Source organism: Bacillus sp. SORGH_AS_0510, assembly GCF_030818775.1.
GTDB lineage: Bacteria > Bacillota > Bacilli > Bacillales > Cytobacillaceae > Neobacillus.
In genome coordinates, this window is record NZ_JAUTAU010000001.1 from 1,405,349 (window position 1) to 1,419,038 (window position 13,690).

Consider the following 13,690-nt stretch of genomic DNA (forward strand, 5'->3'; position numbering starts at 1 on the left):
AGAGGTTTAGGAAGTTAAAAAGAGACTTTGATTTATTAATAATTGTTCTATTCGCGTATTTTCAACGTTTATTCGCGAATTTGGGTTGGTTATTCGCGAATCAATAACAGATATTCGCGAATCTTAGTAGTTTATTCGCGAATCGAGATTTAAGCAGGGAAATTCTTTAAAAAGTAGACACGTGTTTTATTTTTCCCAGTGTAATCTAAATTTGAGGCAAGCAATAGCCTACTTGCAATGTGAATCGAATTTAAACGAACAAACCTCCGAAACTCCATATTAGTTATTTTCAAATCAACCAGTAAAAAATAGTCCATAAGTGCAGCGATATGAGCATCTTTCGAATAGGAGTCACACGCAGGGCAGTACCACTGCTGTTTTTTACGAACAAGAGGCAGATGCTTGCAGAAAGGACAGTAAACACCGGTTAACAAATCTTCCTTTCGAATACCATATTTTTGAAGGATTTGAAAAGTAGGGAGAGTATTCATTTTTAGTAGGAGTCTGCTGAGCTTCCGGAGATCTTTTTTGGTGAGGATGGGAGTAGTAAACGTTTTCTCCACGTTTTCAATTCGATGTAGCATAACATCAGCTTTACAAATCCGAGGTTTAACTTTATAAGAATTTTTTCCTGTAACGAAATAGGAAGCAAAACTGTTGCTAATGACGACTAAATAATCGATTGGAACAGGTGGGAGATGATGGGCTTTAAGCAGTTCTTGGATATATTTTTTGTGACGTTCGGCTTGTGCAATCGGATAATCATAACCTTTTTCTTTGTCATTGTTATTTTGGATAAACTGTTCATTATCCGTATCGAAAGTTAATTTTCCAGCCATATTTTTTACATCAATAATTAGGCCGAATTCTGGGGTTAATAGAAAAGTATCAATTTGACAGTTGTATTCACCATCAGGAAGGTTTAAATCGTGGAAAATCATGTACTTTTGTTGTGGAAGGGACCGATAATAGTAATCCAGAGCTTTTTCACCTTGATAGCCAGCAGAGCGTCTTCCCGCTTCTTCTAAAATTTGCTGATATTTCTCGTGATTTAGAGGAAGACGACGCAATAAAGCCTGTAAGATGAGTAACTTAAGAGGAATAGACCTTTCTTTTATAATCAAACATGATCACTCCTTTCATATTAACTTAATAAATTCTAAAAGGTTTCTAAAAATCCTGCTGAAATTCATCGGTTATTGTAAAAAATATTACATAGTTTTTTCTATCGGCGAATTTGCCCAAGTTATCGGTGAATTTCCGCATTCTATCGGCGAATTCATGGGTTCTATCGGCGAATTTCCGCATTCTATCGGCGAATCCCCGACACAGTCATTTAATTTGCTAATCCCACCAATCAGCGCTACCATTATTTTGAATATCAAAGGAGGAAGAATGATGACTTCAATACACCAAAGGGGCATTGAACGAATTTGGACGGTTGATCATCGCCAAAATAGTCCGATTCATATAGCAGGAATGGTATTAGATCCAAATAAAATGAAAGAATCAGACCCTTTTCTTTTCTTAGCGGAGGATTGGTTTCAAAAAGGAACATTTGATTTTCATCCACATCGCGGAATCGAGACCGTAACCTATGTCATCGAGGGGAAACTCGAGCATCAAGATAGTAAAGCCGGCAAAGGGGAACTTGGACCAGGAGACGTTCAGTGGATGACTGCGGGGAGAGGTGTTATTCACATCGAGGACCCGGCAGAAGGAGAAACCGTTCACTCTTTGCAGCTTTGGGTGAACCTGCCACGCGAACATAAGATGGCAGAACCACGTTATCAAAACCTCCGTGCCCAAGACATGCCTGTCCGACAGGAAGACGGATCATCCATTCGGATTTTCTCCGGTTCATCTGGCGGCATTCAATCAGCTACAAAAAACTATGTTCCCGTGACAATGGTTGAAATCAATGTGGAACCAGGAGCATCCGTTACCCAAGACCTGCCGGGTGATTACAACGGCTTTATGTATATTTTAGAGGGAAAAGGGCTCTTCGGAAAAAATCAGACAGAGGCTGGGAAGGGACATGTTCTATTACTGGAAAAAGCCAACCCAGAAGATGAAAGTGAAATTACCATAAAGGCAGTCGAAAATCTCAGGGTCTTGTTATATGCAGGTAAACCGCTAAACGAGCCTATCGTTGCCAGAGGGCCATTTGTCATGAATACAGAAGAAGAAATTCGTCAGGCCTATCGCGATTATATGGCTGGCAAATTCACAGAATAAAAAAAGCACTGGATCAGCCCGACAGTCGATGATCCAGTGTTTTCTTTTTATCCTTTCGCAGGTTTCTGGCTGACCTTCACCCGTGCATTACCCATGAAAAAGATGGTAACAGCTGCTATTGCAATCGGAATCAGTGTAAGCAAGAAAGTATGTGTAATCGAATCAGACATAGCGTGAACGATTTTATCTAACACAAAATCAGGAATCTTCGCGCGTTGTTCCGGTTGGAAAATTTGACGAGGATCGCCCATCTTGAAATTTCCAGCACCCTGCATTCCTTTGAACGCTTCCTTCAACTTGTCAGTAAATAGGTTGGTTTGTAGTGTTCCGTAAATCGTTACGCCAAGAGTCATACCAAACGAACGTAAAAAGGAGTTTGTGGAGTTTGCTGTTCCGCGATACTGTGGCTCCAAATTGTGCATCGATGCCGTTGGCAATAAGGAGAATGAAAAGCCAACTCCGAATCCAACAAGAATCATATACAATGTCAATAAATAGCGAGCTGTATCAACAGTCAGCGTTCCTAGGAAGTACATGCCAAGAACATAAGAGATGATCGATAGAAACATCAAATTCCGATATGAAGTCTTCGTTAAGAATATACCTCCAATAGAGCTTCCTGCAACAGAACCTAGCATCATAGGTGTTAAAATCAATCCGGCATTCTTAGCAGAGCCGCCATAAACGGCCTGAACGAAGATGGGAATAAAGACAGTCAGAATAATAAACGTCCCGCCATATAAAAAGGAGAGAATCTGTGATGTTGCAAACAACCTTCGTTTAAATAGCCACAACGGCAGAATCGGTTCGGCTGCCTTCACTTCTGCAATGAAAAAAGCAATAAAGAAAACGCCGAAGCTGACAAATAAACTAATGATGGGAACAGAATTCCAATCATATTCTTTGCCACCCAATTCCAGAGCGAACATCAAGCTAACCACGGAGATTATAAGGGTAATTGCACCTAGGTAATCAATTTTTTGCTTAGAATGCTGTAATGATTCATGATAATACCGAACGATTAAAATAATAGAAACAATACCAATTGGAACATTTACATAAAATACCCAGTGCCAGCTAATATAGTCGGTGATATACGCACCAAGTAGTGGTCCAAGTACGCTAGAGGCACCGAATACAGCACCAAGGAGCCCCGTCATTTTTCCACGATTTTCAGGTGGGAAAATATCAAAAACGATTGTAAAGGCAATTGGCATGAGGGCTCCACCGCCAATTCCTTGAATGGCCCGGTAAATACTTAGTTGAACAATCGACTGAGCGATCCCACAAAGGGCAGAGCCAATTAGGAAGACCACCAATCCAAAAATAAAAAAGCGTTTCCGGCCATACATATCGGAGAGCTTTCCGAAGATTGGCATCCCTGCCATGACCGCTACCATGTAGGCGGATGTAACCCAAACAAATTTGTCAAAGCCGCCAAGGTCTGAAACAATCGTACCCATGGCTGTCGCGACAATCGTGTTGTCCATAGCAGCCATCAAAATCGCAAGCAGAAGGCCAGCGACAACCAAATTAAGATTATTGTCTTTTTTGATCATAAAAAAATCACCCTTTAATTTTCGAAATGTAAGTAGACTGGTTAAATCAGCAAATCGCTCCTTTACGCTTATTTAGACTTATTCAAGCTAATAGAAAAGCTAGATAAAGTTATTCTATAAGGCTGGTTGAAAAATTGTCAAATTATAACTAGAATAAATAGAATGTCCAATTGTAAATGAAAGGAAGACGAGTCCATGTATCAGCTAAAAGAAACGAAAGAACAGCAACTAATTGTGTATGAACTCAGGAACGACGAGCAGGGCAGTTGGCTAAAAGTAGTGCCAGAGCGCGGTGGAATTATTACTAGCTATGGGGTAAATGGTGAGGAAGTCCTCTTTTTAAATGAGAATACACTTTATGATTCAAATAAAAATATTAGAGGTGGAATACCCATTCTATTTCCTATTTCTGGTCAGTTAGAAAACGGAGAATATGAGTGGAATGGTACTGTTTATCAAATGAAAAACCATGGAGTAGCAAGGAATCAACCTTGGGAAGTAATCTCCACCCAAACAGAAGACACGAAAGCCTCTATGACTTTACGTTTAAAAAGTAATGAAGAAACACGAAGAGAATTTCCGTTTGATTTTGAAGTGGTGTTCACCTATACAATGACTCCAGATGGACTTACTATTGATCAGTCCTATAAAAATATCTCTGGAGAAGCCATGCCGATTTATGCAGGATTTCATCCCTATTTCAAAACGGCTAGTAAAAATTTAACCTATCATACGGATGCAAAAACCTATTTAGATTATAACGATATGAAAACAAAGTCCGTAAAAAACTCTTTAGATTTAACGAATAAAAAAGAGTCTCTCGTCCTATTGGATGCTGTCCAAAACGAAATCTCATTCGAGCTTCCAGATCGGCAAATGACTGTTACTATGTCTTATGGTGGGGAATTCCCATATGTCGTTTTATGGACGGAGCAGGATCAAGAATTTGTTTGTGTTGAACCATGGATGGCAATGACCGACGAGCTGAACCGGAAGGAAGAATTAGTGATGATAGGTCCAGAGGAAACGCTCCAGACAACCTTAACGATCTCAGTAAAATAGAAAAAGGGACTTGAGTCCCTTTTCCTATTCCACAGCATTTATCGTTGGAAAAATTCAACCTTCTCACCATCAGGTCCTTGTACAAAAAAGTTACGATAACCGTTTTGAAGAGTGCTAATCTCTTCACTAATAAAGGGAACCTTCAATCCTTTTAAACGCTCGAATTCTTCGTCAATGTCATCCACTAAAAAGGCAATATGATTGACGATTCCTTCATTAGGGAGATTAGGCTTTCCACCTAGGACTAATTCCAGCTCTGTCTCATCTGAGCCATTAAATCCAAGGAAGGCTAAGGTGACAGCGCCATCTGCAATGGTGAATCTGTCTTTTAAATCCAACCCAACTACTTCTTGATAAAATGCAAGTGAGGTTTCTAAGTTGCTTACGTACAAACCAACATGGTCCATTTTTTTAACTGCCATTTGGCACCCACCTATCTGTATTAGGCTTTTAACACATCGTGGTCAACATAACGTTCACCGTTTAGTTCGCTAATTACATTAATCGCTACCTTTGCGCCGTCCCCAGCAGTAATAATCGTATGCATGCTTACGCCTGCAACAGTACCTGCTGCCCAGATGCCATCGATATTAGTTTTTCCAGCCGTGTCAACATCAAGAATCGTTTTAATTCTTGGTTCAGTTCCCGGCTTGGTTGTTAACCCAACTGCTTCTGCAAGGTCAACAGACATTCCTGTTGCTAAAATGACATGTTTCGCTTCATATTCACCTTGATCGGTTTCTACTTTAAAACCGCTTTCAGTTTTGCTGATCGTTGAAACAGTAGCTTGAACGAATTCTGCGCCAGATTTACTTGCTTGTTTCTTACCTGTTTCTACAAGGTCAGGTCCTGTTATTTCTGTTACACCATAATGGTTTTCAATCCAAGCACGCTTAGTCACGCTCTTATCGTTATCAATTACCAACGTTTTCTTTCCAGCTTTTGCAGTGAAAATAGCTGCACTAGCACCAGTAGGTCCAGCTCCGACTATTAAAACATCAAACATTTCCAAAACCTCCAATATTATAAAAATTCTAATATAATTAATGTAGCTTACTCATCTGGGAATGTAAAATGAATTGCTCGTTTCAAGAATTTTGAAAGGCGAAATAAGATTCACAGATTTTATATTTACTATATTATACCTATCATGTAAAATTGATTTTTGTAATACATATAAGTTTAGTAGGAATTAAGAATGTAAATAAGGGGGAAAGACAAAATGGTTCGTAAAAATGTAAATATTCTAGTTGCCATCTTATTAACTATTTTTCTAGCACTTGCAGGCTGTTCTTCAAAGTCGACAGATAAAGCAAGCACGAAAAATGAAGGAAAAAACAAACCAGATACTTTCATTTATGGAATTGACGGAGATCCTGGAAACGCGGTTAACGTCATCACAACTGGTGACCGTTACGGTTTAATGGAAATTAAAACGATTTATTCACCATTGTATATGTATAATGGGAAGGATAATGTGAAGTATTTCTTAGCGGAAAGCATGACACCATCTGAAGATTTCCTAACATATACAGCTAAATTAAGAAAAGACGTTAAGTGGCATGACGGTCAACCATTCACAGCAGATGACGTTGTATTCACTTATGAGCAAATGTTAAAAGAAGAAAATGGCGGGTGGGCAAGAAGCCAGTTATTGTTTAATAATCAACCAGTTAAAGTCGAAAAAGTAGATGACTATACAGTCAAGTTCACATTGCCAACTGTGAGCATGGGGGCAATGGAAGCATTAGGGAACATTTTCATTATGCCTAAGCATGTTTATGAAGGTGAAACAAACATTGCGAATAGCACAAAGAATGCTACTCCAGTGGGTACTGGTCCTTATAAATTAAAAGAATATAAAGCTGGTGAAAGTGTTACCTTCGAAAAAAATGATGATTATTTCTTAGGCGCACCTAAAATTGCAAAGGTAGTTTACCGTATCATTATGGATCCGAATACTGCTACAATGGCTCTTCAAAAAGGAGAAGTTAATGCTTTAGCTATTCAGCCTTCAGATGCTGGGAAGTTTAAAGATTCGAATGTAACAATTAAACCTTATGATGAAGGACGAATTGGGTACTTAGCGTTTAACTTAAGTTCAAAAGCAGTACAGAATAAAGAGGTAAGACAGGCAATTGTTTACGGATTAAATCGCGATGAAATTAATACGGCAGGTTATGTTTCTACCGAGTATTCAAAGCCTGCTTATTCATTCTTACCAAAGAAAGCGACTTATTTTACAGACAAAGTAGAAAAACATTCATTTGATACTAAAAAGGCGAAGGACCTATTAAGTAAGGCAGGTGCTTCGGACTTAAAATTAAAACTTGCGTTTATTGCCAATAACCCAATCCAACAAAAGCAAGCCGCTGTTATCCAACAAAACTTAAAGGCTGCAGGCGTTTCCGTTGAATTAGTGGGAATGGATGCTACCGCGTTAAGCAAGAAGCTTCAAAGCGTACAAACTGACTTTGATATGTACTTAAGCGGCTACATCATGGGAATTGACCCAGATACATTTAATTCATTATTTGTAACGAACGGCGAAGCGAACTACATGCATTACAGTAATTCAAAAGTAGATGAATTATTTAATCAAGGTCGTGTAGAAAAAGACGATGCTAAGCGTAAAGCGATTTATGAAGAAATTCAAAAGCTTATTATCGAAGACGCAGCCTTCTATCCTCTAACTGAGAACAAGCGAATTCTTGCTATCGATTCAAGAATTAAAGGGATTGAAGAAGCTGGTTTAGTACCTGTTTACACATTCGAGGATATGTCGAAATTGTCCTATTAATAATTCTTAAGGAGATAAAGATAAACAGTCCGCTGTTTATCTTTATTTTTTAATAGGCTCTGTTAAACTTGCCTGTTGATTTCCGCTCAGGCACGAGGGGTTCGTGGGTGTTTCGGCGAGCCTCCTCCTCGCTTGCGTCTGCGGGTACTCCACAGGAGTCTTTGTGCCTTCCGCTCCAATCAACAGGGTGTATAATTCAACACTGTTCTTTAACACAGCCTTTTAATAAAACTAGTACTAGAATAGAAGAAGTGAAAGGAGTGGGGTTATTTTTGTTAAAGTATATTTTTAAAAGAATCTTACAGGCGATCCCCTTATTGTTTATTATTTCAATCATCTGCTTTACCCTCATTCAATTAGCTCCATATGATGCGGTGGATGCCATGACGACACCGAATATGACGCAGAAAACGATTGAGCTGATAAAAGCAAGATACGGATTAGATCAGCCTGCATACATGCAATATTTTTATTGGGTGAAAGGGATTTTGAGTGGAGAATGGGGCTATTCTATCGTCACGCATGAAAGTATAACCAATGATCTTTCAGCCAGAATACCAAATACGATTCTACTCGTTTTTCCCGCGTACATACTTGCTTTGCTTTTTTCTATTATTCTTGGATTAATTGCCGGTGCTAAAAAAGGGAAATTAGCAGATAAAATTATTGATGGATTAAGTTCATTTGGAATTGCCATTCCTAGTTTTTGGATGGCCATGATTCTTGTCTTTATTTTTGGTCATCGTCTAAATTTACTTCCCATATTAGGGATGCATACCATCGGAAATGAAGAATCATTTTCAGATCTATTAAGTCACATGATTTTACCGTGTACGGTTTTAATGCTTTCGTTCATGCCTGAGCTTGTTCGCTATGTCCGTTCATCTACCATCGGCCAGCTTTCTGAGGATTATGTGATGGTTCAACAGGCATATGGTGCTAATTCAACGTGGATTTTATATAAGCATGTTCTTAGGAATGTTCTGCTACCAATAATAACGATTGTGGGTATGAGCCTTCCTATGTTAGTAACCGGGGCGGTTGTCACTGAAACGGTTTTCGGCTGGCCAGGGATTGGAACGTATTTTGTAAAAGCAATTCAAGGATTTGATTATCCAGTTGTCATGGCGATCATGTTGCTTGCGGCAAGCCTCGTCATCATTGGCAACCTAGTATCTGATATTTTATATAGCATTGTCGATCCTCGAATAAAGGGAATGGAGGAATAAAAGTTGGCCGGTAAGAAAAGTAGAAGAATAGAGCAGTTTAAAAAAGAGCTTAAACGGAATAAAACAGCGGCCATTGCCCTTATTTTCCTTACCTTTATCCTATTAATCTCTATTTTTGCCTTTTTATCACCCTATCCACCTGATAAGGTAGATGTAACAAATGCCCTAGAAGGACCGAGTGCAAAGCATTGGTTTGGTACAGATGAGCTGGGAAGAGATTATTTAACAAGGGCTTTATATGGCGGGCGAATTTCCCTCACAGTGGGCATATTAGCTATGCTTATTTCTACTAGCATAGGAGTATTAATTGGTACGATTAGTGGCTATTTTGGCGGCCGAGTGGATAACTTTTTAATGAGAACCGTTGATGTAATCTCATCCATTCCATGGATGATTCTCGTAACCGTTGTAAGTATTTATCTTACCCCAGGTTTAAAAGCCATTATCCTTGTTATTGGTTTATTTACATGGATGAGTACGGCTCGTTTAGTTCGTGCAGAGACCCTATCGATCAAAGAAAGGGAATATGTATTGTATGCAAAATCTTCAGGACAATCATTAAAAAAAGTCATATTAAAGCATATCATTCCAGCAGTTTTTCCTACATTTATTGTGGCATCCACCGTGAGTATTGCTAATGCCATATTAATGGAATCAGCATTAAGCTTTCTTGGCTTAGGCATTCAACAGCCCCTTTCATCATGGGGGAGCATGCTGCAAAATGCACAAGGAAACTTAGGGAATGCACCATATATGGCCATATTACCTGGACTTCTCATAGTACTAACCGTTTATTCATTTAATAGACTTGGTGATATCCTTCGAGCGGTTGTTGAGCCAAAGACGAGTGGGAAGTAAAAGGGAGGTTTAGATGATATGGAAAATAATAAAATAGATAAAAATAGTTTACTAGAAGTTAAAAACCTCCGTACTAGCTTTTATAACGGCAAATCGAAGACAGAGGTGATTCGTGGGATAGACCTTTCAGTGCAAAAAGGTGAAATCCTTGGGATTGTTGGTGAGTCGGGGAGCGGAAAAAGTATTTTGGTGAAATCGATTCTCGGTATTATTCCAAGTAATGCAAAAGTCGATGATGGGGAAATCATTTTAGATGGGAAGCGCTTCGAAAGCCTCTCAAAAAAAGAAAAAAGGGCCATTAGGGGTCGAGATATTGCGATGATCTTCCAAGACCCAATGACTGCTCTTAATCCCTTAAAAAAAGCTGGAGACCATTTGATTGAATTATTAGTAAGAGTTAGAGGGATGAAAAAGAAAGAAGCGATGATCGAGGCGATTGAATTACTAAAAATGGTTGGAATTCCTTCTCCTGAGACAAGAGTAAATCAGTATCCTCATGAATTTTCAGGTGGAATGCGACAAAGAGTACTAATCGCAATGGCGTTAGCTTGTAAGCCCAAACTGTTGATTGCTGATGAGCCGACGACTGCACTGGATGTGACTATACAGGCGCAAATTTTAGAACTGTTAAAAAAGCTCCAACAAGAGAATGACATGTCAGTTGTTTTCATTACCCATGACCTTGGAGTTGTGGCAACTATTTGCAGCCGTATTATGGTTATGTATGCAGGGAAAGTAATGGAAGAGGGCCTTGTGAATGAAATCTTTTATTCACCTAAGCATCCCTACACTAAAGCCTTATTGAATTCCATTCCAAGGGTGGATGGAGAAAAAACAAGATTAAAGCCGATCAAAGGTGCAGCTCCATCACTTGAGAAAAAGACGAGCGGTTGTTCTTTTGCCGAACGCTGTGAATATGCAATGGATCAATGTTTTAAAGAAATACCTGAGTATAAAAATTTCTCTACAACACAGAGAGTCATGTGCTTCTTAGCAGGGAAGGAGGATCATTTAGATGACTGAGACACAACAAAAGCTAATTGAGGTAAAAAATCTTAAAAAATACTTCCCATTAAAATCGTCGATGTTTGGCAAGAGTAAACAAGTTGTTAAGGCAGTGGATGATGTATCCTTTCACATTTATAAAGGGGAAACCTTTGGACTGGTAGGAGAATCGGGCTGTGGTAAGTCTACTTTAGGAAGAACCCTTAATCGTTTGTACGACCCGACTGAAGGTGAGATTCTTTTTGATGGAAAAGATATTGCCAACTTAAAGAACAAAGACCTTCAGCCCTATCGAAAAAGAATGCAGATGATTTTTCAGGATCCCTATTCATCCCTTAATCCCTATATGAATGTGGAAGAAATCATTGATGAACCACTAGAAATTCATACCTCTCTATCGAAAGATGAAAGAAGAGATGTCATTATCGATATGCTTGAAAAAGTAGGGCTGAAAAAGGACGATTTAGAAAAATTTCCACATGAATTCAGTGGCGGTCAGCGTCAAAGAATTGGTATTGCCCGTGCATTAGCCATTAATCCTGACTTTATTTTATGCGATGAAGCAATTTCTGCTTTAGATGTTTCTATTCAAGCGCAAGTCATAAATATGTTAGAAGATTTACAGCATGAGATGAATCTAACTTATTTATTTGTCGCACATGATTTATCAATGGTTCGCCATATCTCCGATCGGATTGGTGTAATGTATCTCGGTAAAATGGTCGAGATATCCAAAAGCGATGAGTTATACAACAAACCGCTGCATCCATATACACAAGCGTTATTATCTGCTATTCCTATTCCGGATCCTATCAAGGCTCAGAATAGTAAGCGTGAGATTATTAAAGGAGAACTGCCAAGCCCCATTGAGATGGAAACAAGTTGTCGATTCCGAACTCGCTGTCCATTTGCTAAGCCGATTTGTGCAGAAGTAGATCCCGAGTTGAGAGAAGTAGATAGTGAGCATTTCGTTGCCTGCCATTTATATTAGAAAAAGGTGGATGGATAACATGGAAAAGGTAAAATTAGCGTTAAATTATGCATTGATGCTTGAAATGATGAAAGCAAAAGGCTTCGACAATCCTACTATTGTTGATCTTTTAAATGAAGGAAATGAAGAAAAACTAGAGAGTATTGGAGAAGGAATCCCTTCATGGAAGACAATGGTTGACTTCTATCAAGGAAATAAAGAAAAATGCCATCAGGCTATCACGTCTGGGTATGAATTTTCTTTTATGACGAAAGGCTCATTGAAATCTTTGTTAGCCATTAAATTTGGCATGAAGGAAGGCGAAGATTTCATTGACAAAGGAGAATTCCTAGATCAGGTTAGTATGACCAGTGAAAACCTTCAAGTACTTCAAGACATGATTTCTAAAAACTGGACGATCGTGGAACAAGAAAGCAGTGTACAAGACAAGCATTTGCTAAAGATTGAGCTCACCTACAAACCCAAATTTAATATTAACTAACCAAACAAAAAGAACCATCATGTCCGTCCTGGGATTGATGGTTCTTGTGTTTAAATTGGTATAAATGATCTTTTTTCGTTTTGGTCGCTCTTGTTCTCATATCCGTAAATACAAATGGGCTTCTCTTAGCTTCCGGATTCATTTTTCCCTCACGTGTCAGCTTTTCACGCAGCTTCTTGGCTTTTGATTTTGCCAAAGTAATCACTCCTCTAAATCGTTTCATTCCATTATATAACAATTAGAGGAGTTGTGAAGAGAAAAAATTAAATTTCTTGAACTTTTGATTGTTGTTGGGTAATGCTTTTGCTTTTCTTTGTATGAAGGAAGTAAAAAATCACCGCACCAATTAAAATATAGAAGGAACACATGAAATATAACGAACTATAGTCCATGTTCGATGCGAGTAAGCCTACTACAAACGAACCAAGTGCAATACCGGTATCATAGATGGATAAAAAGGTTGCTGTTGCAAGACCTCTTTTTCTAGGTTCGGCATCTTGGATGGCAATGGTTTGGAAGGTAGGGAATAGTGTTCCCCATCCTAGGCCAATCATTCCTGCTGAAAAGAGGAACATGAATGCCCCATTACTTTGACTTAAGATAAACATCCCAACAGCAAAGAGCAAAATAGAAGGATACGAAATCACGTTTGCACCATACTGATCGAGCCATTTTCCTGTGAATGGTCTTGAAAGTAGCAGGATTATTGCATAGACAACAAAGAAGAGGCTTGAAACACTTGCTAAATGTATTTCTGTTGCATAAATCGAGACAAATGAAAGAAGAGCAGAATAGACAATCGCTAAGAAGCTTCCGACAATCGAGATCGGTACAGCGGATGCTTCGAATAAACTTTTAAAAGAAAAGGCCGAAGCCGCTTTCGCCTGATTCGGTTGTTCTGAATCAGATAATTTCACACTAAGTCCTGTGAGGAGAGACCCTGCTGCAACAATGACACTAAGAATGAAAAGGGTGTTCGCACCCCATTGTTGAATAGCCATTAATCCAACAAATGGTCCTAAAACCATTGCCATGTTGGTGGACATGACAAAGTATCCCATTCCTTCACCCCTACGTGAAGCGGGAATGATATTAGCTACGATTGTACCCACTGCGGTTGTTGCCATTCCAAATCCAATACCATGAAGCAGGCGGATGAAAAGAAATCCAGGCACTGTTTTAGGAATAAAATAAAGTAGGGAAGCGGCTGTGAAAATAATAAGGGCTGTTAAGAGCACTTTTTTATTACTCGTGCGTTCCAGCCACTGTCCAGCAAGCGGACGCGAGATTATTGCAGAAAGTAAAAAGACAGTTGTCATCAATCCAGCGACAGATGCACTGCTATGTAATTCATCAAGTGCATAGGTAGGGAGAGTGACTAGTAAGATATAAAAGGTTAAAAATAGAAAAAAGTTACTTAAGGATACACTAATAAAATCCTTTGTCCAAAGTTTGGGTTTGTTCATA

At 38.9% G+C, this 13,690-nt stretch carries 14 protein-coding genes; 8 read left to right on the top strand and 6 right to left on the bottom strand.

What is annotated here, in order from left to right; translation table 11 throughout:
* Window positions 1–149: 149 nt before the first annotated feature.
* Entirely contained in the window at window positions 150–1,124 is a 975-nt protein-coding gene (locus QE429_RS07120) for an NERD domain-containing protein (RefSeq protein ID WP_307285699.1), read from the bottom strand.
* 271 nt (window positions 1,125–1,395) lie between these two features.
* Here QE429_RS07120 and QE429_RS07125 point away from each other — a divergent pair, with 271 nt between their 5' ends.
* Window positions 1,396–2,238: a pirin family protein gene (locus QE429_RS07125; RefSeq protein ID WP_307285701.1), complete on the top strand. Its 843-nt coding sequence runs from the start codon at window positions 1,396–1,398 to the stop codon at window positions 2,236–2,238.
* A 47-nt stretch (window positions 2,239–2,285) separates the two neighbouring features.
* On the opposite strand, the gene QE429_RS07130 is transcribed toward QE429_RS07125, so the two are convergent.
* Entirely contained in the window at window positions 2,286–3,797 is a 1,512-nt protein-coding gene (locus tag QE429_RS07130) for an MDR family MFS transporter (protein ID WP_307285704.1), read from the bottom strand.
* Window positions 3,798–3,992: 195 nt separating this feature from the next.
* On the opposite strand from QE429_RS07130, the gene QE429_RS07135 reads away from it, so the two are divergent.
* The gene (locus QE429_RS07135; RefSeq protein ID WP_307285707.1) at window positions 3,993–4,859 is read left to right on the top strand and encodes an aldose epimerase family protein; all 867 of its coding nucleotides are present in this window, start codon (window positions 3,993–3,995) and stop codon (window positions 4,857–4,859) included.
* 38 nt (window positions 4,860–4,897) lie between these two features.
* Here QE429_RS07135 and QE429_RS07140 read toward each other — a convergent pair whose 3' ends face one another.
* Together QE429_RS07140 and QE429_RS07145 are read right to left on the bottom strand one after the other, a co-directional pair.
* Window positions 4,898–5,281, bottom strand: a complete 384-nt coding sequence (locus tag QE429_RS07140) for a VOC family protein (RefSeq protein WP_307285711.1) — start codon at window positions 5,279–5,281, stop codon at window positions 4,898–4,900.
* 20 nt (window positions 5,282–5,301) lie between these two features.
* Window positions 5,302–5,865, bottom strand: a complete 564-nt coding sequence (locus tag QE429_RS07145) for an NAD(P)/FAD-dependent oxidoreductase (RefSeq protein WP_307285714.1) — start codon at window positions 5,863–5,865, stop codon at window positions 5,302–5,304.
* A gap of 216 nt (window positions 5,866–6,081) precedes the next feature.
* Here QE429_RS07145 and QE429_RS07150 point away from each other — a divergent pair, with 216 nt between their 5' ends.
* The 6 genes from QE429_RS07150 (at window position 6,082) to QE429_RS07175 (ending at window position 12,223) form a co-directional block, all read left to right on the top strand.
* Window positions 6,082–7,659: an ABC transporter substrate-binding protein gene (locus QE429_RS07150; RefSeq protein ID WP_307285717.1), complete on the top strand. Its 1,578-nt coding sequence runs from the start codon at window positions 6,082–6,084 to the stop codon at window positions 7,657–7,659.
* A gap of 272 nt (window positions 7,660–7,931) precedes the next feature.
* The gene (locus tag QE429_RS07155) at window positions 7,932–8,888 is read left to right on the top strand and encodes an ABC transporter permease (protein ID WP_307285720.1); all 957 of its coding nucleotides are present in this window, start codon (window positions 7,932–7,934) and stop codon (window positions 8,886–8,888) included.
* Window positions 8,889–8,891: 3 nt separating this feature from the next.
* Window positions 8,892–9,746 carry an ABC transporter permease gene (locus tag QE429_RS07160; RefSeq protein ID WP_373463183.1) on the top strand — a complete coding sequence of 285 codons (855 nt, stop codon included), beginning with the start codon at window positions 8,892–8,894 and terminating at the stop codon, window positions 9,744–9,746.
* A gap of 18 nt (window positions 9,747–9,764) precedes the next feature.
* On the top strand, window positions 9,765–10,769 hold the full coding sequence (locus QE429_RS07165; RefSeq protein WP_307285723.1) for an ABC transporter ATP-binding protein: 1,005 nt from the start codon (window positions 9,765–9,767) through the stop codon (window positions 10,767–10,769).
* On the top strand, window positions 10,762–11,742 hold the full coding sequence (locus tag QE429_RS07170; RefSeq protein ID WP_307285725.1) for an ABC transporter ATP-binding protein: 981 nt from the start codon (window positions 10,762–10,764) through the stop codon (window positions 11,740–11,742). Before QE429_RS07165 ends, QE429_RS07170 begins: the two co-directional genes overlap by 8 nt.
* 19 nt (window positions 11,743–11,761) lie before the next feature.
* Window positions 11,762–12,223 (top strand): hypothetical protein, encoded by a 462-nt coding sequence (locus QE429_RS07175; protein WP_307285727.1) that lies wholly within the window; start codon window positions 11,762–11,764, stop codon window positions 12,221–12,223.
* On the opposite strand, the gene QE429_RS07180 is transcribed toward QE429_RS07175, so the two are convergent.
* Together QE429_RS07180 and QE429_RS07185 are read right to left on the bottom strand one after the other, a co-directional pair.
* Window positions 12,216–12,428, bottom strand: a complete 213-nt coding sequence (locus tag QE429_RS07180; RefSeq protein ID WP_373463235.1) for a hypothetical protein — start codon at window positions 12,426–12,428, stop codon at window positions 12,216–12,218. The two genes, QE429_RS07175 and QE429_RS07180, sit on opposite strands and share 8 nt — an antisense overlap.
* Before the next feature lie 58 nt (window positions 12,429–12,486).
* Window positions 12,487–13,689 (bottom strand): MFS transporter, encoded by a 1,203-nt coding sequence (locus tag QE429_RS07185; RefSeq protein ID WP_307285733.1) that lies wholly within the window; start codon window positions 13,687–13,689, stop codon window positions 12,487–12,489.
* Window position 13,690: the final 1 nt, after the last annotated feature.

Coding starts and splice junctions, on each gene's coding strand:
- QE429_RS07125 (WP_307285701.1), top strand. CDS start 1,396: ATGATGACTTCAATACACCAAAGGGGCATTGAACGAATTTGGACGGTT.
- QE429_RS07130 (WP_307285704.1), bottom strand. CDS start 3,797: ATGATCAAAAAAGACAATAATCTTAATTTGGTTGTCGCTGGCCTTCTG.
- QE429_RS07135 (WP_307285707.1), top strand. CDS start 3,993: ATGTATCAGCTAAAAGAAACGAAAGAACAGCAACTAATTGTGTATGAA.
- QE429_RS07140 (WP_307285711.1), bottom strand. CDS start 5,281: ATGGCAGTTAAAAAAATGGACCATGTTGGTTTGTACGTAAGCAACTTA.
- QE429_RS07145 (WP_307285714.1), bottom strand. CDS start 5,865: ATGTTTGATGTTTTAATAGTCGGAGCTGGACCTACTGGTGCTAGTGCA.
- QE429_RS07150 (WP_307285717.1), top strand. CDS start 6,082: ATGGTTCGTAAAAATGTAAATATTCTAGTTGCCATCTTATTAACTATT.
- QE429_RS07165 (WP_307285723.1), top strand. CDS start 9,765: ATGGAAAATAATAAAATAGATAAAAATAGTTTACTAGAAGTTAAAAAC.
- QE429_RS07170 (WP_307285725.1), top strand. CDS start 10,762: ATGACTGAGACACAACAAAAGCTAATTGAGGTAAAAAATCTTAAAAAA.
- QE429_RS07175 (WP_307285727.1), top strand. CDS start 11,762: ATGGAAAAGGTAAAATTAGCGTTAAATTATGCATTGATGCTTGAAATG.
- QE429_RS07185 (WP_307285733.1), bottom strand. CDS start 13,689: ATGAACAAACCCAAACTTTGGACAAAGGATTTTATTAGTGTATCCTTA.